Source organism: Nonomuraea sp. NPDC049637 (assembly GCF_040675235.1).
Lineage (GTDB): Bacteria > Actinomycetota > Actinomycetes > Streptosporangiales > Streptosporangiaceae > Nonomuraea.
Genome location: NZ_JBFAOM010000069.1, coordinates 1 through 19,032, shown reverse-complemented (window position 1 = coordinate 19,032; position 19,032 = coordinate 1). Strand labels below are relative to the sequence as shown.

Genomic DNA, 19,032 nt, shown 5'->3' with positions numbered 1-19,032 from the left:
CCAGGATGTGGCCACCTGGCAGCCGCCCTACCAGCCGGCCAGGTGCCGATACGCGGCCGAGTGGACCACAATCAAGCTCCGATGGAGACTGTCCATCGATCCCCCCGAGCAGCAAGCTCTGGCCGAACTAGGGGCGGCCTGTCCGGATCAGCGTTTGCCCAAGACCGACGAGCAGGTCTGACAGCCGCCAACAACACAACGCCCCATCCAGTCCTCACCGATCGAACGGGGGCTGCTCCGCGTCGTACGAAGGATAGCTACTCTACTATTTACCGTGCATTCGAAGAGCTTGCTCGGCTAGATCCCGAAGAAGGCACGCATAATTTTCAAGTCGAAGAACAACCTCGCTTTCGCCAGAGGTAGAAGAAGTCGCCTCTTTGAGACGATCACAGATAATAGTCAGATCATCATAGCTTCTTCTCAGCTCGGTGAGATCCCAGTCGGACATATTGCCATTCAGGGATCGCAACACTTTTCCCGCAATAAATCCGTCTAGCTCTAGCAGATCGATTGACGCCTCATCCAAATCCTCCCGGTCCGGAAGTTTCGGGAAAGGAAGATCTGCAAACCTTTCGAAGTCGCGCCGCAGGCGTTCCTCTTCGGAAGCATTAGTTTTCCGCATAGGTCACAATCTTTCCAGACGTGGTGTAAATTCCATACCTATTTCCTTCCTTGATGGCAATCCCCCATGTACCATCTCCAAGTTTTTTCGGCTTACCTTTCCCCTCATTTTGAGTCCACCAGTCTAGGGCACGCTCCGTATATTCCCCAAAGTCTCTGAAGCCGTCACGATGCTTGTACCAGTGCCATTGCATGGCTGCACGCTTGCCGCCTTCCTCCACCGAAAAGGTAGTGTTCGCCCACTTTCCAAAGTGTTGCTGCTCCGCTCCCGAGAAGGTAACACAGCGCCACTTGTCGACGTTGTGCACAAGAACAGGGGCATTGCCAAGCTTCACATAGTAAGCGGGGATATCTGCGACCGTCAAGTTGTAGACCTGTCGCACAGAAGACCATCTCTGAACGGATTGGATCCGAACTTTGGCGCCGTTCGATGTTTGGAGCTGGTTACCCACCTGGAGGTAGGTGGCTTCCACCCACTGCTTGAGCGGAGGAACCCAGAAGGGATGACTGGATGTCGCTACCACCGTCGCGTCGTCGTTCAGTGACACGGCCGCTTGTAGCGAGATCTTAACTAGGTGTTTCGCGCCGAAGCTCGCAGTTCGATCGAGGACGGTTTCGGGCGAAGACTCTCCTGTATCTGGATCTGTAGCGAGGACCTTATCGCCGATCTCTACGTCTTCTATTGCCTTATAGCTACCATCTGCCATCAGAACACGCCGCTGTGGTGTGCGCTAGCGTGCCCACCCGCAGCGCCACCGTCGACATCATCGACACTGTCTCCCTCAGGCGTGCTCTCTCCTGGAGGCTGGCCGCCTCAGCGGCGCGGCGGCTACGGCCTGCGGAGGGCGCGGCTGGATACCGGCCAGGCCGATGCTGGGCAGCTATCAGGAGCCGGCAGAGCTCGACGAGCCGGTGATCACTTTAGGTCCCCGCCGGTCGCGAAGGGTGTCGGTAACACTCTGCTGGTCAGGTCGGCGGCCGCCGACTCCGCCTTGAAACCCTTCACGGCTGCGACGATTCGCCCAGCATCTTGACGATGGCGGCCAAGTGATGCGACAAGGAGTACGCCTTCCACTGCGTCGGTCCACCTGGGCCACTCTCTTCGCAAGCTGCTCGGGCTATCTGCTCGTCTCCCCAGGAGAATGCCGCGCCCTCGAGCGGCCAATCGGGAGACTTTACCAACACCTTGCAGAGATCGAAGAACGGCGAGTTCCTGCGGTCGTTCCCTTTGGGCCAGTAGTACAGCTTCCACTCTTGCTGCACGGTATAGCGGAGGTTCGGAGTCGGCCAATTGTCCTTACCAGGGATCAGCCCGGGATGATCGACCCCATAGTCGCCGTAGCTGACTCTGTCCTGGAAACTGCTCAGCAGGCGCCACAAATCTGCTTCTCGTCTTGGGGCTCGTTCGGTTGTGGATTTCGAAGGCGGCGAGAACTCTCCGGGAGGCGGGAACGCTCCCGCGGCTACCGTCACCGATTGCCAAGGGTGGTCGAGCAGATGCTCCAAGGGAATTGCCACGAGGTCGCCTGTCGTGGAGGGCTCCTTCAGATAGCCGCAGTCCAGTATGAGATCTGCCTGCTGGATGGACACTCCAATCTCGTCAAGCTGGTCGAGAAGCAGGTGCGGATCGCGCAGCGTGTAGACGAAGGGAGCGCCGACTCGTAGGCACACTCCTGTCTGGAGCTCGATGACTGCTTGGCGTATCTCGCGCAGGTCATCACCGGTAGCACGGTCGGCGTGAAGTACGGGCCGGAAGGAGTAATGGCCGAGGCCGGCCGTCAGCAGCCGCAGTGCCTCCCTCGCGCTCTCTGGACCGAACACGTCGGCCAGGGGCGCGGTGTCCAACGCCAAATCGATGCTGCCGTCTGGATTGCTCTTGCGGACGTACTCCACGACCCGCCTGGCCACAGCTTTGATCTCGGTGTCGTTGCTGCCTGCCACGACTTCGATGATCGGGCGGACGCTCTGCTTGACCAATTCACTGGCGTTCTCCAGCGCCAGCATGTTGGGCTTTCGGCTGCTCAAAATTGCCACGTACACCGTCATGGTTCGGTTCTCCGTGCGGTTGGCGAACCTCATGACCGGCGGAGCGGCCGTCCCCTCGCCTTGCCGGAGGCCGCCATCCGGTGACCTGACGGTCTAGCGCAGGATGGTAGTCGTCAATATCTGGAGAGCCACATATCGCGAGAAAGCTTGAATTGTGGAGAGGGCAGGGGATTCGTGGACTGTATTCATTTAATGAGGCTGCCGATGCGGCGGCGTTGAGCTGATAAGGGTGCTTGGTCGTGTGATGAACGTGCGCTATGGCATGCAGCGGATCGAGACCAGTGCGCGGTCGGAGGTGCCGGACTGAATGGCGATGGCGAAGCTCCGCACCGGGGAATATCCACCAGCACGCACGGGTTCGCCGCCATGCGCCATCAGGCCTTCGATCTCGGCGATCTCGGCGGTCACGGCGTCGAACTTCTGCGGTACTTGCATCGCGGCAGCCTCCTACGGGCCGGTTTTAGCCGGTCCGGTGAGTCCACGCCTCAGCGGAGCAGGTTCATGCGCACCGTCGAGGCCCGCCGCGCAGGTCAGCGCGCCGGTCAGGGCGTCCACGCGGTGCAGGACCGGTGTTTGCGGTGCCGAGCCCCCAATCGGATACCTCAGCGGGACGTGATTGTGGACGACTTCCCGCCGAACGCGAGCAGGAAGTGACCGCGCACATGTGGTTGCGGCTGAGCCGCACTGAGGCTGCCTGTGACGACCCGAGGCTCCGTCTCGGCCCGCTCCGGGCTCGGGCACGCGTCCGGTGAAGGATTCCATCGAACGAGAGGCCCTGCTCACGGCAGGCGTGGGCGACGTGCCAGCACGGCCGGAACGGGGCTGTACCGGGACACAAGCTCGGCCAGTGGCGCGTCGATGAAGCCGAGCATCGCCATGATCGCCTCGTGATCGGCGTTCAGATGCCGGTGGTATATGGGAGCGTGATGCGCGATCTTGTTGCGCAGCACGCGCAGGAAGTCCAGCTTGCGGTGCAGCGCGTGGCGGCCACCGCGATATCCCGGAAATGCCTGGTAGAGCGTTGTGCGCCACAGGCGCTGGTCGTAGTTGTTGCCGCGCCCGATAAGGCTCACCCAGAATCCGAACGGCAACTCGGCGACCACTTCCGACGGGGTGGGCGCCAGTCCTTGCCGGCCCAGCTGATGGGTGGCTTCCCGGATCTTGGCCACCGCGCCGTAGTGCAGATCCGCTCGAGGGTGATCCCACCAGTCGTCCCGGCCGAATAGGTGGAACATGCGCTGATCGAGAACGCTGCGCAAGACGAGCTCCAGGTGCTGCAGCGGCCCGTAGAACGCGGCGGCCACCTCGGTGTTCCAGCAGAACAGCCGCAGCACGGCGACCTGGTCGCCGCCGCAGAACGCCTCATACTCGGGCAGCCGGGCCTGCGACAGCAGCCGATGCAGGCGCCGGGCCTCAGGCTGATCCACGGGCTCGCCTCTTCTCGCCGGACCTGGCGTGCTACCGTAGGTGGCATAAGCCCCGGGATTGCCTCTGCTCGCAAGCAGCCCGGGGCACAGCTGTCTCTGCGGTCATGTCGCTCTCGGCTTCCAGGCGCGAGAACGCGGCAAGACTAGCATGATCATCTTTCGGTTGCCGGACTTCGCCGGACGCGTCACGAGCCTCCCGCCCTGCCAGCAGAACGTGGGGTGACGTGGCCAGCACCGTAAGGGGCGGCGCCGGCAGCCCTTGGGCCCCGAACGAGCCGGCCCGCCGGCCGCCTCCATCGCGGCCAGTCCCCGACGCGGAATGGACAGCTGTTTTCCCTGTCAAGTTCAGCGCTGTTGCGAAGCAGGGAAGAAGTCGGGCAGGAAGACAGCTCGCGGAGCGATCTCAGCGCTTGGGCAATAGAGCGTTGAGCCGCGTGAACAACTGCTCGGCGCGGGCGATGGTGGTTGCATCGATGTTGGCCGTCAGCGCTGCCTGTTCGCGCAGGAGAACAGCGGCTGGTTTGTAGTGGTTGAACCGCTTGGCGATCTTCCGCTGCTTGAAGACGGCCTCGATCTGCCGGACGATCCGTGGGTCCTTGCCGTTGAGGTCTGCGGCGGTGATCGGGGGCGTGAGCTCTGAACTGTAAGCCCGGTTGACGAGCTCAAGGTAGAAGTCCCGGTCGAACAGGTCCTCGATGTCGGCGTCAGCGGCCGCGGTGAACTCGCTGACCTCGACGAGGCCGTTCTTGGCCAGCTGGCCGTTGTCCCGCAGGCGTTGGACGGCTCCGACGTCCTTGGTGCTGGAATCGACCAGGACTGCGACGTTCAGCTTGTTCGCGCCCAAGAGGGTCACGAAGGTGGAGAGCTTGCCCGAACCGCCGATGGGGGTCTTGACCCAGCGAGGGTCAAGGCCCGTCGAACCGCCTGATTCGACGATGTCCGTGAGGACGTCCAGATAGATCAGGTCGCTCGGCCCCTCGAGCAGCAGCGTGTGCTCGCCGACGAACAGCGTCTGGGTCATCTCGACGCCCATCGCGGCCAGCAGCGGGAAGGCAGTATCCTCATCCGCCTTGAAGATCTCTGAGGAGACTTTGGCGCCGCCTCGTTCCAAGTCGATGACTGTGCGGACCCGGTCGAGGTGCTCGGGGTCGACCATGAAGGGCGAGTGGGTGGTGTAGAGAACTTGGTGCTTGGGCGCCAGCCGTTCGTCGATCAGCCGAAGCAGGTCTTCCTGAGCCCGTCCGTGAAGGGACAGGCCGGGTTCATCGAGCAGGAGAATCAGGTCGGTGGTGCCTCCCGCCTCCAGCTCGTTGAAGTAGGCGAGGAAGGAGAAGAACCAGACGAACCCGCGGGAGCGTTCGTCGAATGGAACTGACGCTCGGTGGCGGCGGTTGAAGACACGGACTTGCAGGATCGGCCCTTGGTCGTAAGGGTGCGTGGCGCCGGGTTCCGGGGCGAGGGTCTTGAGCTGGACTTCCAGCTCCTTGTTCTGCGACCAGTACTCGAAGACTTCGTCTGAGATGACGTTGCCCGAGTTTTCCAGCTCGCGAATCAGTCGCTCGTGCTCGTCGGAATCGTTGAACTCCTCGGGGGTGACGCCGGCGATGTCGAGGAGGCTGAGCAGGGCTCGTTCGCCCCGGGTGATCTCATCGCTCTGGTGGCGCCGGATCAGGTCAGGAAGGGAGACCTTGCCCGGCATCGTGTCGTAGTCGCCGAAGTAAACGAACGTGGGCATCCACGGGCTGAGGTAGGCGTCGATGAGGTGCTTCGCGAGGCTGCAGTCGCGCCATGCGCGGATCCGTGCGGCCAGAGAGCTCGCGCTGGATGGCGGCTCCTCCAGCTCGTCAAGAGCATCAAGGAGTTCCGCCACGGTGGTGGCGCTGCTGAGCGCCTGGGCAGCCGCGGCGGGCAGGTCCAGCGCGGACCGCAAGTGATCGACGATAGCGGCCTCGTGGTAGGGGATCGTGAAGAGCTTCGAGCTGTCCCGGTAGCCAATGGTGACCTGGAACTCGGGGTTGCGGAGCGCTTTGGGACCTAGCTCGGCCTCGATGGTCTTGGTCTCCTCCTCGTTGAGGCGGAAGGTCGCCCGGACGACCGGAACCTGCTGGTTGGCGGGAAGCTGCTTGCGTTCCTTCGTCTTGCGCGCCGGGAAGTCGATCACCTCGTCGAACTTGACCGTCTCCACCGGCTTGAGCCGATAGAGGGCCTGCAGGAGAGTCGTCTTACCCGATTCGTTCTTGCCGACGAGGCAGGTAACGTCGTCCTCGACGTCGAAGACCTCGGAGTCCTCGACGGAGCGGTAGTCGGTGACGCGAGCCCGGATCAGGTGCACTTGGTGCGCATTCCTTTCGCAGTTCTGTGAGAAACCCGGTGAGCTGGGCAGCGAGACGCTGATCACATCGCGCATGCTTCGCGTGCCTGGGACGGCGCGATCGAGGTATGTTCCCAAACGCTAGTCTGGAGCGACCCCGGTGCCCGTCGACCTCGACGACGCCGGGGTCCTCAGTGAGCTAGTTCAGTCATGATGCTGTTTCAGAGCGTAGCGATCTCCCCCGACAGTTCGGGACCGTTTTTCGCTGCCTTCGCCGGTTTCTGCGGGGTTTTGCGTTCGGCGAGAGGGAGGCACTGGCCAGCGCGCATCTGGATGATGGAACCCCAACTTTCAGTCACCTCAGTCACCCGCGAGTGGGTGACTGGGGTCAGGACCTCGCCGGAAGTCGCCAGCGATTCTGCGTCGTAGTCGTCGAGCAGCGGGACGTCGGTGATGGGGGCGGCGCTCGCGGGCGTGAAGCCGGAAGCGGTGCGGCTTCTTGCGGAGCGCTCGTGGTCGGACTGTGGCCGCGAGCGGCCAGGACGAACAGCCTCCCGGCGATGTAGGAGTTCCCGTTGCCGGGACACGTGCGAAGATCATCTGATCGCTGCGACGCCTTGCACTCCTTCAATCTCTCAGTCTTCGTACAGATTTCTTGTACTCATGCAAAATCTATTGCATGCTTCTTGTATGAGTCCACGTGAGATGCTCTCGGATCTCGCGGCGATCCGCCACCCGATGCCGGTTGCCACCGAGTACGACGAGACCACATCCGAGTCGTTCGACGCCGCGGTCGCCGGCGTCGAGGAAGCCCGCGCCGCGTTCATGGAGAGCCTGGAGGCGGCATGGGGCGCCAGCGGCCCCGGCTTCGATCCCTTGCTGGCCGCCATCCAGGACCTGGTTGCGGTCAAAAAGGAGGCCGACACCCAGATCCGGCTCCTCCTCGCCTACGGCCGCACCTATGTAACTCCACGCCCCTACACCCTGGAGACCCTTGGGCAATCCGCCGGGCTCAGCCCCTCCGGCGCCAGCCGCGCCTTCGGGGCTGACGAGGTTGTCGAGGTTGGCGACCGCACCGGCCTGCGCCCGCCCGCCGCCAAGATCGAGGACTACGACTCCGGCGATCCCCGACTCGGCCAGGCCAGCCGCACCCGCTGCACCTGGGGCGGCGGGAACCGTAACAACCTCTGCGCCAACCCTCCCAAGTACACCGTCATCGACAAGTCCGGCACCCCCTGGGCCTGCTGCGATGACCATCTGCCCCGCTACCTTGCCTCCCGACCCCGGGGGTGAATCAACGCCAGACACGCGAGCGGTCAGCTTAGACAATCTCCCCGCGCCTGGAACATGACCGGACCAACGCGGGCCTGGCGCAGTTGATCTCGAGTAAAGACATCCGTCGCCTGGGCGTGGCTGAGCCACGACGATCGGCCTGGTCGCCAAGGCGGTGCCGCCGCCGTTCACTGCGGCACTCAGGTGCCGGTCTGCTTCTGAAGGCTCGCGTATACGATCACATTGTCCGCATAGCTGCGGGCTTGATGATCGAATACCCCGCCGCAGGTGATGATGCGCACCTCCGCATCAGCCGTCGCGCCGTAGACCTTGGCCGTCGGGAACGACGTCTTGGCGACCTTCTCGACTCGCTCGACGAGAAACATCTCGCGGGTGCCGTCCGAATGCGTGATAGTGATCAGACTCTGCGGGCGGAGCTCTCGCAGACGCGCGAAAACAGCCGGCCCGGTACGCGTGTCCACGTGCCCGAGCAGGACGGCCGGGCCGACCTCACCCGGGGAGGGCCCCAAGCCGTACCAGCCGACCAGGTTCGTCTCCTCCAACGGAGGGGGCTCGATCACCCCGCCGGGGTCTAGGCCAACCTGGGTGATTGGTGCGGACACGCCGATCGCCTCGATGTCCAGGTGCGTGGGCGGCGCGACGGGCCTGGTCGTGGCCACTTGAACAGGCCGCCCCGCAGGCGGTGCGGGGACGGAGACGTACAGCGGCACGGGTGGCACAGCGCTCGCGTCGGTCAGGACGCGGTAGGTCATCGCCATGGGGGTGCCGACGACAGCGATCAGCCCAGCGGTGATCATCATCCAGGAGAAGGTGTTCAGCTTCCTGGGTCGTCTGCTGGGTGTGTTCGCCGGCTGGGGGGCGGGCAGGGGGCCGGTGCCGTGCGAGTGGGATTTCGAGGCGGCCAGGACGAGCAGCCAGGAGTAATCCGAGTACTGGTCAGAGTCCATGCACGCGCCTGCGTCGCCGTTCCCAGCCGATGCCGAGCGCCAGGAGCAGCACAACGGCACCGCCGGCGAGGTAAGGCAGCGGATCCGGGCCGGCGAGCCCGCCTCCGCCGGTCGGGGCGCTGCCCACGGGAGTGATCATGGCGTGGGCCGGATCGGTGTCTGTGGATTGGGCGGTGACGGTCACAGTGGGCGTGGGCGTGGTCGTGGGCGTCAGTGTGGGGCTGGGTGATGAGGTGGGTGTTGTCGATGGTGTGCCCGCGGGATCGGTGATGGTGATCGACCCCAGGATCGGCGAGGCGACCTCGGGGGTGCACACCGTCTCCTGGGTGGTGCCGTCACGGGTGATGATCACGGTGATGTCGCCGGGGGCGACGCTCAGCGTGCCGGGGGAGCGAGGTGTGTAGGTGCCTTTCATGGCGCCGCCGAGCAGAGGCTGGCCCTTGCCGATTCCGGAGCCGTTGGGTGCGGAGGTGGTGAGGACGGCGATGGGGTCGGCCGTCGGGGTGGCGCTGCCGGTGGGGGTTGGTGTCGAGCTCGTAGTGGTGGGAGCGCCGGTGGCCGGAGGAGTGCTCGGGCCGGGTGGGGTGGTGGAGATCTTCAAGGTGCCCTTCTGCACGACCGCGCCGGGCGGTATGGCGTCCTGGGCGAGCAGCCCAGGAGTTTCGGCGGTCCACTCCAGATCGAGGTTCTGTCCGAGTGGGGCGGTGGCCGGAAGGGTGGAGCGGACCTGGAACTGCGCGGGCATGTCCGTCCCCAGCGGCGACTTGCAGGTGTAGGTGACGGCCGTGGCCGCTTCCGCGGGAACGGCGCCGAGGCCCACAGCGGTGGTGAACGCGAGGAGGGCCGGCGTGATCCATCGAAGGTGCATGAGCAGAGATGTCCTTGTGCGAGAGGAGGGAGGAAGCATGGTCACAAGGCCCGGTGCTGGCCGATGTGCAGTTCACCGCGACGCGTCCGGCTGGGACGCGTGATCCTGGTGCGCGCTTCGACCAGTACCAGGCCGGACACCACGGCCACGATCAGCACGATCGCCGGGATGGCCAGCAGCAGGTGTTGCCAGCCGATGCCGGGTCGCGTTGTGGCGGTGTCGGCGAGCCGCATGGTCTGGACGGGCGGTGGGGTGGGGGACGGTGCCGGCTCAGGGACGCTCGGCGGGGCTACCTGCGGCAGGGTCACTTCGGGATCCGGTGTCTGCGTGATGAGCGCCTCGGTCGGGCTGGGCATCGCGGGCGCGCTCACCTTTGGTGCCTGACCGGCAGGAACGGCCGGCGGTGGAGGGGTTACGGTGACGGTCGGTATCGGCTTCGGCGGCTCGATCGTCTGAGTGACGGGGGACACCGGGGCCGGCTGGGCCGGCTGGGCCGGTGGTGTGACCGTGACGGTGACCGTTGGTTCCGGCTCTGGCCGGCCTGTGTCGTCGTCCGACGTCGGCCCGCCGGGTTCGACCATGCCCGGTTGTGGTGAGGGAGCTGCCTGAGCCGGCTGTGGGGAGCCGGTCAGCAGCAGGACGCCCAGCAGGATCAGTGTTCCTCTCACGCGACCACCGGCATCGGTGTCCGCCAGGTGGGAAAGGGGCTCGGATCGGCCAAGGGCGAGGGCCCGTCAGGCGTTCCTGCGGGTCGGCCCCCCAGATGATTCCGCCGCAGCGCGCAGGAGGCGGTCTCTTGCTCTACCAATGTCTTTTCGGTCTCGTGCTGGTTGTTCGCGCTCGTTGCCGTTCGCGTGAGAGGGAACGCGGGCGCTCGGGAAAGTTGGGCGGCACCCGGGTGGGTGCCGCCCGTGATTCAGGCTGTCGTTGCCTTGGCTATCGTCTCGTCGCTCTGACGATCAGCCAGATGACGACGGCGACGAGCGCGAGGAACGCGACGGGAATGGAGATCATGAGAAGGATCTCCCATCCTTGCGGCTGAAGAGGATCTGGCGTCATCTCGCGTTGGCCATTCCTGTTGCGCGGTGGGTGTTGGCTACCAGGACCATGCGCTTCTGTTCCCCTTGACGTCGCCCTTGAAGTGCAGGCCGATGACTCCGTTGAGCTTGCACACGAAGTAGGCGTCGACACAGAACTCCGCCGCCGCGTTCACGTAGAAGTAGTACTTCTGCGGCGACAGCCACGACCGTTTAACCTGCCAGCGGACGAATTTGTAGATGAGCTTGGCGCGCTGGAGATAGTCGACACCATGTGTCGTGATCTCATAGCGCTTCTTCTTCTTGTTGTAGGTGGAGCACCAGTTGACGTAGATGGAGACGGTGCCCATGTAATTCTGCGTGTATCGCTTGCTGGTATAGCAAGCCTTTCCTGAGGTGTCTGCGTTGTTGACCGGGTCCTGTCCCGCGTATTCGTAGGCGTTGGCCGAGCCGCCCGCGACGGGGTCCGTCTGCAGGAAGCGGCCTGTGGCGGGGTTGTAGAGGCGTACTCCCATGTGGATCAGGCCGCCGATGGCGTCCGTGGCGGGCTGTGCCGTTCCCAGCCATCCGTAGCGGCCGGGGTTGGAGGAGTTCTCGGCGCGGGGGGCGCCGTACTCCGTCTGCTCGAAGTAGGCCTGCACACCCGTGGCAGTGGTGGCGGCGTCGCTGGTTGCGACGATGTCACCGTGCAGGTTGGCCAGTTGCAGGACGCTGCTGCCGTCGCTCCGCTGGATGGCGGCCAGGCCGTTGAAGGCCGAGATGTTCCGCGTCCAGCTGCCGTTGGCTTCGCTGATCCAGGCGGGTGTGTCCGCCCCTGACGCGTAGTGGTACCCGACCGTGCCGGGGGTGGCTCCACCCGAGGTGACCACGCTGCGTACGCGGCCTTCGGGATCGAGCGTGTAGGTGCTCGTCTGCTGCCCCTGCGTCAGCTTGGCCAGTCTGTCGCTGCTGAAGTACTCCGCGGAGACCGCGGTGGTGCCGGACACCTGCTGGGCGGGTACCTGGGTGGTGCGGCCGAAGGCGTCGTAGGCGTAGCCGCTGTCGGTGATGCGGTCGGCCGCGTCGAAGCTGGAGCTCTGTGTGGACGGTGTGGTCGCCGTCGAGCAGGCTCCGTCGTCGTCGCCCGGGTAGGTGGACAGGTTGATGCGGTTGGTGCCGGCGCTGAAGGCATAGACGCGGGTGGTGCAGGTGGTGCCGTAGTTGTCGGCGACCTTGGTCAGCCGTCCGGCGGCGTCGTAGGTGTAGTTCTGGCGGCTGGCTTTGGGGCCGCTCTGCTGAGCCACGCGACCGTCCGCGTCAGGCAGTGCCGAGAACGACAGCCACGTCGTGCCGCTCTTGGCGTAGGTCAGGCCTACCGCGTTGTCCGCCGCGTCGTAGCGGCTCGTGGCGGTCAGCCCGTTGGGAAGGCCCTGTGTGACCAGCCGGCCGTCGGCGTCGTGTGCTCCGGTGAAGGCTCCTGCGCTGCCTCCGGTGTCGATCTTGGTGATCAGGCCGCGGCGCTCCGCCTTGCCCAGGGCGTCGGTGCCGTCGTAGGTGTAGGTCGTCACGCCCTTGCCGTCGCCGACCGACGCCGTGAGCCCGTCGAGGGTGTAGGTCGTCGTGGAGGTGTTGCCATCGGCGTCCGTGCTGGTCGTCACCCGGCCCAGGCTGTCGAAGCCGCTGGTGACCGTCGCTTTTCCGTCGCTTGCCTGGGTGCGCAGCCCGGTTGACGGGTCGTAGGTGAAGGTGATCTCCGGAGTGGCGGAGCCGCCCTCGGTGGCCGGCGTGACCGTGAGCGCGGACTTGACGCTGCGACCAGCGGCGTCGTAGGAGACGGTCGTGGTCCGCCTGGCCGTTCCGGTGTCCTCGGTCGTCACTGCCGGGCCGCCGAAGTAGGCGTAGGTGGTCGTGGTGACCGGCAGCGGCTTGCCCGCCGGCTGCGCCGCGGGACCGGTACGGCACACCATGCCGGACCACTCGGGCTTGCCACCACACGCGGCCACATCCGGATGCGCGCCGGCCGTGTAGTAGACGGTCAAGGTCGTCGCCGCGTCAGTTCCGCTGCTTGCGGGGGAACGCCGCTCGACCTCACGGCCGGAGGCGTCCAAACGGGTGCGCTCGACAAGATCGCTCGCGCCGGGCATCACCGTGGTCCTGCTGGTCGGCGTGGAAAGTTCCCAGCCGGAGCTGTCGCCGGAGACCAGCGGCTCGTAGCCGTTCTTGACGGTGCGGACATCGGCCGCGCCCGGAGCGGCGGAGCCGTCGACGATCAGCGGGCTGGTGACGGTGGTCGTGACAAGACCGGACCCTTCGAAGCCAGCCGGGGCCCCTTCGTCGTAGGTGTAGCCGGTACGCGCCCGCGCCGAGGCCACCGCGCCGGAAGCCAGAACCGACACATGGGCCGGACCGTCGGCGGTGACGATGTTCCCGTCGCCGTCGTAGGCGGTCACACTGGCCAGCAGGTCCGCGCGTTCGGAGGAAGTGGCACGGCCGGCGACATAGGGAGCGGTGTCAGCGGTCGGGGCGAGCGCTTGGGCACGATTGCCGGCCGACAGCGCCCACGTGGTGTTGCCGTTGTCGTCAAAGCGTGTCGTGGCGATCTGCCAGGCGCCCGCGCCGAAGACGGCGGTGTTGACGGGACGACCGTTCACATCCACGTACGTCAGCTTGCCGTAGGGGTAGTCCGTCGGGGCGGGGCGGTAGGCGCCGGAGCCATCACGGGCCGGCACCTTGGAGGCGGGGAAGATCGCCGCGCCGATCCGAGGCAGGTCCAGGACCTGGCTCCAGGCGGCAGTGTCGGTGGCGGTCAGGGGCACGGGAGCCGCTGTGCCGCCGATCGGGATGTCGTAGGCGACAGCTTCGGTGGCCTCACCCTGGGGGGTCGTCCGCGAGACGTCCGCGACACGTCCGGCGGCGTCGTAGCGCATCCGCCACGGGGCCAGGCCGGGCGGTGTCACCTGGCTCAGGCGGCCTTCGCCGGTGTAGTAGTACGTGCTGGCCAATCCGGTGCGCGGGTCGGTGACGGTGCGCAGATGACCGGTGGAGTCGTAGGCGTAGCCCGCCACGACGACGGTCTTCATGGCCGCGCTGTCCGGGTCGTAGGCGGTGAACGTGATCTGCTTCACCAGCCCGGTGTAGTCACCCCACCCGCTGGCGACACCCGTTGCCGTGGTGGCCGAGGCGTAGGTGATGTCGAGTGCCTTGCAGCCGGCCACCAGTCCCGTGGAGCAGTCGACGTCCCGGGGCACCGGAGCGAGGATGCGCGTGACGCGCCCCTGCCCGTCGCGGGTGTAGGCGGTCGTGTTGTCCGAGCCCGGCTCGTCGACGCGGGTGACACCCCACCTGCCATCGACCGCCTCGAAGACCGTCTTGATCCCCAAGGTGCCGTCCACATGGGTGAACCGGCTGGCCGAATCCTTGGTCACGTAGGAGCCGTCGGTCGCGTCGGACACGCCTTCGAAGACGCCCTCGGCGTTGACGGTGTAGGTCAGCTGGGCGCCGTCGGCGCCGATCAACAGGACGTAGCCGCGATCGGAATGATCCTCGAACTGCATGCTCGACGCCGCCGCGTTCTGTCCGCCCATCGAGGCGGCCCATCCCGGGCCGAAGACCCCCTCAGCCCCCTGCTTGGTGACGGGAGCAAGCGCCGTGTGGGTACGCGCGACCGACAGTCCGAAGATCGAGGCGTCGGTGGCATCCACTGCGTAGTCGCCGGTGAGCAGCGCCACGGTGCCGGGGCCGAGCGGCTGCATCGCGTAGCTGCTGCCGAACGCGGTGCGTTCCAGGGTGAACGTCACCAGGTCCGAGCATGCCTCGGCTGCGCCGGGGAAGCAGGCACGCAGCGCGATCGGGCCGTCGCCTCGTCCCAGGGCCGCCATGGTCTTGGCGGCGTCCCAGTACAGGTCCGCGAAGTCCTTGCCGGCATCGCCGCGAGTCTGCGGCCAGCCGGAGATGGGATCGGCGGAACCGGGAGTGGTGACATCGGAGGCGGGAACGGGCGCCCATGCGCCGGTGCTCTCCAGGTCGGCCTTGTACTCGTAGCGCACCTGGGAGCGGTCGGGCGCCGCGCGGGAGGAGAGCGTGATGGCCGACTGGGTCCGGTCCCCGCCCTGCGGCTTGGTGACTTCACCGACTCCGGCGCCGAAGCTGTAGGCGGTCACCGTCGAGGTGCGCAAGGCCTTGTCACGCGTCTTGACATAGAGCGTGTGCCAGCCCTGCGCGGGGTCCAGGGTGATCTGCAGCGGGTCGCCGCCGCCGTCGTTGTCCTCGGCCAGATTAGGTGTGGCTGGATCATCCAGGCCCCAGTAATAGCCCGCTCCATCGGCGGAGCTGGTGTCGAGGGTCGCCTTGACGGCCTCGGCCTGCTTGGCCGACCAGGCGTTCGCCGGGTAGGGCGGCAGGGAGATGGTGGCCGCGGCAGGCGCAGCGTTGTCCACGGTGAAGTGCTGCCAGGCGGACCAGGCGCGGGAGTAGTCGGTGCCGTCGAAGGCTCTGACTCGCCATCGGTAGTGCTTGCCGTCGGCGAGCTTGCCCGCGGCGACCGTGACCTTGCCGGTGTCGCCGGTGTTCAGACCGGCCGCCGAGCCGGTCCAGACCTGGCCGGTGCCGTCGGTGAAGGCCGGGTCGTATTCGACCTCGAAGTCCAGTCGCTGGGTGTCGGATTCCCCGTCGTAGGCCAGCGCCGACAGCGTCGGAGTCAGCGACGTCAGATAGGTCCCGCCGTTGGTGCCTCCCGCCGATGGTGAGGCCTGCAGGCTGGTCACGCCGGGGTAGGAGTTCCACTGGACGGTCAGCTTGGGGCCCGATCCGCCTGAGGTGGCCTCGGCCGACCGGAACATCCGCCAGTCGGTCGACTCGGACTCGTTGGCCGCCGCGAGGCGCAGGCCATGGTTCGGCATGCTGCCATCGGACCAGCCCTGCACGATCGGCTCGATGGACCAGCCCATGTCGCGCTCGGCCTCACACCCGGTGAAGCCGTAGCTGAGTGTGCTGGTCACCGCGTTGGTGCCCGTCGTGGTGGGCTGGGCGTCCAGCTTGAGGGTGGAGGCGGACCAGGCAGAGGTCACACGCCGTGCCTGGATGCCCGCACCTGCTGCGGTGCCGCACGCGTTGGCCTTGTAGTTCGACAGCACCAGGTCGGCGTTGAGGATGTGCTTGCGATTCATGCCGTTGAGGCCGAATTGCAGGTACGTTCGAGCGGTTTTGGCTCCCGATCCGAACTTTCCCGCGTGCAGCCAGTTGCTCCCGGTCTGGGACGCCGGGTAGTCCGTGGAGACGAACGTGTCGGTCTGCAGAGTGAGCTGCATCCAAGGATCCACAGTGACGGGGAATTGCACGCCCGGATCGGCAAGGAAGGCAGCATCGGGTTTGAGCACGAGCGTGGGCCCGTCGGGACCTTTCACGATCTCGGAGGCCACTTCGGCGCGTTTGCCGCTGTCCGGCGATTGCTCGGCGGCGGCGTCCCACATCTGGGGTGCGGGAGCGGCGGCGATGACGTTGTCGCTCGAGTCGTCGGAGAGCTGCAGACCCCGATCGGCGCGCTTGCCGAACCGCATGCCTGACAGCTCGATCGGCAGTTTGATCTCCACCGGGCCGGTGGGACGCTCACGGAAGACCACGAAGTGCACAAAGCCGCGAGCTTGTGCCTGGACCACGAGGTCCGCCCCGGGTGCGACGTTACGCCAGGTCATGGTGTCGCCGGAAACCTCGGGCCGGCCGAGCGTGCCGGCCCATTTCAGCCCGAAGCGGCGTTCCTTACGCTGCTTCTTGCCGCGCACCTTCACCGTGGTGCTGTCGGCGATGGAGGCGAAGGCACCGGTGCCGTCGGCGGTGAAGTCGATGTCGGCATCGGCCGCCTTGGGAACCAGGCGTGTGCCGTCCTTGACGAGCGTGGTGTCGACGGGAACCCATCCGTTGCCGCGCCGGACGCGAATGGGGCCGGTGTGGAGCTCCGTGGACAGCGTTCCGTCGGGGTTGATCCAGGTCGTGGACTGTTCGGTGCGCTCTGAGGTGATCTCCACGGGAGAGTTCTGCAGGCGCGCCGCGAGGCCGGCCGAGACCATGTCGGGACTCTCTGCGATCCGCGGCTGCTGCGGCGCGGCTGCGACGTGCGGGGGAGCCTGAGTGCGACTGCCGGGTGCCGCCTGAGCGGGCCACGCTGCGGTGAGCGTCAGGGCCGCCACGGTGGCAGTGACTGTGGCCCGCGCCAGATGTCTTCGCCGATGGGGAGACAGGCGGGCGAGACCGATGAAATAACCCACAAAGATCCTATTTGTCTAAAAGTCGGGTAAAGCGGACATAAAGGTACCAGTGGTTCAGATGGGGATAAGTGGGGCGACGGTGCTCGGGTGGTAACGAGTCGAGCACACTTGGTTCTGCCGAAGCCGCCCGCCGTCGTACGTATTCGGACGTGCCGCAGGGCGCGCTGGCCCATGAACGATGCACAGCCGGGGAAGCGGGCTGCCATGCGGATCAGGCTGCTTCGCTGGGCTTGATCCGGTTTGACGGACATCGGAGATCAGGGGTCGTCCCGGAAGGATGTCCATGATGAAGAGCATGGGGAAGGAGAAGCCGCGTCCTCGCCGCTCGTTCACTCCGGAGTTCAAGACTCGTCGAGCTGGGCCGGCGCGGTGACCGCTCGGCCGGGCAGGTGGCCCAGGACTTCGAGCCGGCCGAGACGGCGGTATGGCAGTGGGTGCGCCAGGCAAAGATCGATGCCGGGCAGCGAGATGGGCGGGCCAGCAGCGAACGTCAGGGACTGGAGGCGTTGCGGCGCGATAATCGGCGATTGCGCGAGGACGTCGACGTGCTCAAGGGCGCGCACCGGGTTGTCGATGCGATGCAGCCGATGTGGGCGAACTTTTCGGGATTGGCCAGTCTCCGCAGCGTCGTGATCCGCCCGTCGGTGATCTCCACGGTGTCGAGCCAGACCAGTTCGCCACCGCGGTAGGTCGCCAGGGCCGGCTGCCCGCTCACCTCGATGATCTGGAACGCGTCGGGACGCCGACCTGTCCGTGCCCGTGCTGCGCCAGACCTGTGCTTTCGTCGGGAGGCCCCCTGCTACGCGTCTTCAGGCAGCGACAGCCCGACACGCTCGATCATCTGCGCCTCGTCAGGCTGTCCCTGCGTGGAGAGAAGCTCGAGCAGACGGCCGGCAGCGCCGGGAGCGCCGCCGGCGACCAGGGCCCGCAGCTGAGCCGTCTCACCGGGCTCGGCGAGCAACGCGGCCAAGTGACGAGCAGCCTCGTGGTGGCCTGCCTCGGTCAAAGATCGCAGATCCTGTGTCCGGCCCTGCTTGGCCAGCAGGGCGGCGAGCGGCCGCACAGCGCTGTCGTGACCGGCATCGACGAGCTGGGACAGATCCTGTGTCCGGCCCAGCTTGGCCAGCCACTCAACCGCGGCGTCGTGGCCCGCGAAGGCCAGCTCGCGCAACTCGTCGATGCGGCCTTGCCCGGCCAGCAGCTCGGCACAGCGTCGGGCGGCACGGTCGTGGCCGTGCTCGGCCAACTCACGCAGCTCGTCGATGCGGCCTTCCTGGCCGAACACCTCGGCCAGATGGTCGGCCGCGATGTGATCGCCCTTCGCGGCCAGGTCACGAAGCTCGCCGATGCGCTTCTGCTCGGCCAGCAGCTCGACCAGCTGATAGCCAGCCGTGTGGTGGCCCGCCGCGGCCAGATCGTGCAGTTCGCCAGCACGGCCTTGCTCGGCCAGCAGACGGGCCAGCAACGCTACGGCGTTCGGCAGATCCGCGCTGACCGCGAGAGTCAAGAGGGAGATGGCCTCCTCTGTCTGGCCCTCTGCGGCCAACATCTCGGCCAGCCGTTGAGCGGCAAAGACGTCCCCTTCATCGGCCAGAGCGCGGACGTCGTCGACGCGGCCGTGCTGGGCGAGCAGGCCAGCCAGCTCAGCGGTGGTGACGGGGCCGCCGGCGTCGACCAGTGCCCGCAGCTCTCGAAGCGGAGCGCGCTCGACCAGGAGCTCAAGAAGCTGGCGCACGACACAGCGATCCCCTGTGTGGGCAAGGGTGCGCAGGGCGGCGATGGCCTGGTCCACCTCGCCTCGTTCGAGCAGCAGCCCGGCCAGCCTGGTGGCGACGATGGGATGGCGGCCCGCCGCCGGGATGGCGCGTAAGGCAGCGATGGCCTGATCCGGCGCTCCCTGCTTGACCAGAAGGTTGGCCAGTTGGTCGGCGGCGTAGGGGAAGCCGTCATCGGCCAGAGTGCGCAGGACTGCGATCTTGCCTAGCTCGGCCAGAAGCTCTGTCAGCCGGTGGGCAGCCAGGTCGTTGCCGGATTCGGCCAGGGCACGCAGGTCATCGAGGCGGCCACGATCAGCCAGCATCGCGGCGAGTGGACCGGCTGCGGAGGAGTCTCCGTTGTCGAGGAGGCTGCGCCAGAAGGACAGCGCATCGGGGGCTCACCCCGAAGCGTGGACACGGGTTGTCATGCGGCGAGCAGCACCTTATCGGTGGTTTGCTGCTCGTAGTCGATAGGGCTGAGGTAGC

At 66.2% G+C, this 19,032-nt stretch carries 15 protein-coding genes; 3 read left to right on the top strand and 12 right to left on the bottom strand.

All coding sequences use genetic code 11. The annotated features are described in order from the left end of the window. Positions 1-265 precede the first annotated feature (265 nt). From AB0J71_RS46445 to AB0J71_RS46415, 7 genes are all read right to left on the bottom strand, one after another. A complete protein-coding gene (locus tag AB0J71_RS46445; protein ID WP_364420642.1) occupies positions 266-622 on the bottom strand; it encodes a hypothetical protein in 357 nt (118 codons plus the stop codon). Further along, the gene (locus tag AB0J71_RS46440; protein ID WP_364420640.1) at positions 609-1,328 is read right to left on the bottom strand and encodes a polymorphic toxin-type HINT domain-containing protein; all 720 of its coding nucleotides are present in this window, start codon (positions 1,326-1,328) and stop codon (positions 609-611) included. The genes AB0J71_RS46445 and AB0J71_RS46440 overlap by 14 nt, the downstream gene beginning before the upstream one ends. Positions 1,329-1,623: 295 nt before the next feature. Further along, positions 1,624-2,667, bottom strand: a complete 1,044-nt coding sequence (locus tag AB0J71_RS46435; RefSeq protein WP_364420638.1) for a beta family protein — start codon at positions 2,665-2,667, stop codon at positions 1,624-1,626. Between the two features lie 255 nt (positions 2,668-2,922). Further along, positions 2,923-3,102, bottom strand: a complete 180-nt coding sequence (locus AB0J71_RS46430) for a hypothetical protein (RefSeq protein WP_364420636.1) — start codon at positions 3,100-3,102, stop codon at positions 2,923-2,925. 344 nt (positions 3,103-3,446) lie between these two features. Further along, complete coding sequence (locus tag AB0J71_RS46425) at positions 3,447-4,094, bottom strand: hypothetical protein (RefSeq protein WP_364420634.1); 648 nt, start codon at positions 4,092-4,094, stop codon at positions 3,447-3,449. A 403-nt stretch (positions 4,095-4,497) separates the two neighbouring features. Further along, positions 4,498-6,501 carry an AAA family ATPase gene (locus AB0J71_RS46420; RefSeq protein WP_364420632.1) on the bottom strand — a complete coding sequence of 668 codons (2,004 nt, stop codon included), beginning with the start codon at positions 6,499-6,501 and terminating at the stop codon, positions 4,498-4,500. A 125-nt stretch (positions 6,502-6,626) separates the two neighbouring features. Continuing rightward, on the bottom strand, positions 6,627-6,992 hold the full coding sequence (locus tag AB0J71_RS46415; protein WP_364420630.1) for a hypothetical protein: 366 nt from the start codon (positions 6,990-6,992) through the stop codon (positions 6,627-6,629). Between the two features lie 103 nt (positions 6,993-7,095). On the opposite strand from AB0J71_RS46415, the gene AB0J71_RS46410 reads away from it, so the two are divergent. Next, on the top strand, positions 7,096-7,698 hold the full coding sequence (locus tag AB0J71_RS46410; RefSeq protein ID WP_364420628.1) for a hypothetical protein: 603 nt from the start codon (positions 7,096-7,098) through the stop codon (positions 7,696-7,698). A gap of 179 nt (positions 7,699-7,877) precedes the next feature. On the opposite strand, the gene AB0J71_RS46405 is transcribed toward AB0J71_RS46410, so the two are convergent. Then, complete coding sequence (locus AB0J71_RS46405; protein ID WP_364420626.1) at positions 7,878-8,498, bottom strand: class F sortase; 621 nt, start codon at positions 8,496-8,498, stop codon at positions 7,878-7,880. On the opposite strand from AB0J71_RS46405, the gene AB0J71_RS46400 reads away from it, so the two are divergent. Next, a complete protein-coding gene (locus tag AB0J71_RS46400) occupies positions 8,488-8,622 on the top strand; it encodes a hypothetical protein (protein WP_364420624.1) in 135 nt (44 codons plus the stop codon). The genes AB0J71_RS46405 and AB0J71_RS46400 overlap by 11 nt on opposite strands. A 12-nt stretch (positions 8,623-8,634) precedes the next feature. Here the strand turns inward: AB0J71_RS46400 and AB0J71_RS46395 are convergent, their stop codons facing one another. The 3 genes from AB0J71_RS46395 to AB0J71_RS46385 all read right to left on the bottom strand — a co-directional run bounded on the left by AB0J71_RS46395 (position 8,635) and on the right by AB0J71_RS46385 (position 16,591). Beyond that, on the bottom strand, positions 8,635-9,513 hold the full coding sequence (locus tag AB0J71_RS46395) for a hypothetical protein (RefSeq protein WP_364420622.1): 879 nt from the start codon (positions 9,511-9,513) through the stop codon (positions 8,635-8,637). A gap of 41 nt (positions 9,514-9,554) precedes the next feature. Then, on the bottom strand, positions 9,555-9,869 hold the full coding sequence (locus AB0J71_RS46390; protein WP_364420620.1) for a hypothetical protein: 315 nt from the start codon (positions 9,867-9,869) through the stop codon (positions 9,555-9,557). A 740-nt stretch (positions 9,870-10,609) separates the two neighbouring features. After that, positions 10,610-16,591: a DNRLRE domain-containing protein gene (locus AB0J71_RS46385; RefSeq protein WP_364420618.1), complete on the bottom strand. Its 5,982-nt coding sequence runs from the start codon at positions 16,589-16,591 to the stop codon at positions 10,610-10,612. Between the two features lie 587 nt (positions 16,592-17,178). On the opposite strand from AB0J71_RS46385, the gene AB0J71_RS46380 reads away from it, so the two are divergent. Continuing rightward, the gene (locus AB0J71_RS46380) at positions 17,179-17,478 is read left to right on the top strand and encodes a hypothetical protein (protein ID WP_364420616.1); all 300 of its coding nucleotides are present in this window, start codon (positions 17,179-17,181) and stop codon (positions 17,476-17,478) included. A 110-nt stretch (positions 17,479-17,588) separates the two neighbouring features. Here AB0J71_RS46380 and AB0J71_RS46375 read toward each other — a convergent pair whose 3' ends face one another. Beyond that, positions 17,589-18,869 (bottom strand): hypothetical protein, encoded by a 1,281-nt coding sequence (locus AB0J71_RS46375; RefSeq protein WP_364420614.1) that lies wholly within the window; start codon positions 18,867-18,869, stop codon positions 17,589-17,591. Between the last annotated feature and the right edge of the window lie 163 nt (positions 18,870-19,032).

What these genes read in the sequence shown, in the direction of transcription:
- AB0J71_RS46395 (WP_364420622.1), bottom strand. Translation starts at nt 9,513, where the DNA reads ATGCACCTTCGATGGATCACGCCGGCCCTCCTCGCGTTCACCACCGCT.
- AB0J71_RS46390 (WP_364420620.1), bottom strand. Translation starts at nt 9,869, where the DNA reads ATGCCCAGCCCGACCGAGGCGCTCATCACGCAGACACCGGATCCCGAA.
- AB0J71_RS46440 (WP_364420640.1), bottom strand. Translation starts at nt 1,328, where the DNA reads ATGGCAGATGGTAGCTATAAGGCAATAGAAGACGTAGAGATCGGCGAT.
- AB0J71_RS46420 (WP_364420632.1), bottom strand. Translation starts at nt 6,501, where the DNA reads ATGCGCGATGTGATCAGCGTCTCGCTGCCCAGCTCACCGGGTTTCTCA.
- AB0J71_RS46445 (WP_364420642.1), bottom strand. Translation starts at nt 622, where the DNA reads ATGCGGAAAACTAATGCTTCCGAAGAGGAACGCCTGCGGCGCGACTTC.
- AB0J71_RS46375 (WP_364420614.1), bottom strand. Translation starts at nt 18,869, where the DNA reads ATGCTGGCTGATCGTGGCCGCCTCGATGACCTGCGTGCCCTGGCCGAA.
- AB0J71_RS46405 (WP_364420626.1), bottom strand. Translation starts at nt 8,498, where the DNA reads ATGATGATCACCGCTGGGCTGATCGCTGTCGTCGGCACCCCCATGGCG.
- AB0J71_RS46435 (WP_364420638.1), bottom strand. Translation starts at nt 2,667, where the DNA reads ATGACGGTGTACGTGGCAATTTTGAGCAGCCGAAAGCCCAACATGCTG.
- AB0J71_RS46430 (WP_364420636.1), bottom strand. Translation starts at nt 3,102, where the DNA reads ATGCAAGTACCGCAGAAGTTCGACGCCGTGACCGCCGAGATCGCCGAG.
- AB0J71_RS46385 (WP_364420618.1), bottom strand. Translation starts at nt 16,591, where the DNA reads ATGGTCTCGGCCGGCCTCGCGGCGCGCCTGCAGAACTCTCCCGTGGAG.
- AB0J71_RS46410 (WP_364420628.1), top strand. Translation starts at nt 7,096, where the DNA reads ATGAGTCCACGTGAGATGCTCTCGGATCTCGCGGCGATCCGCCACCCG.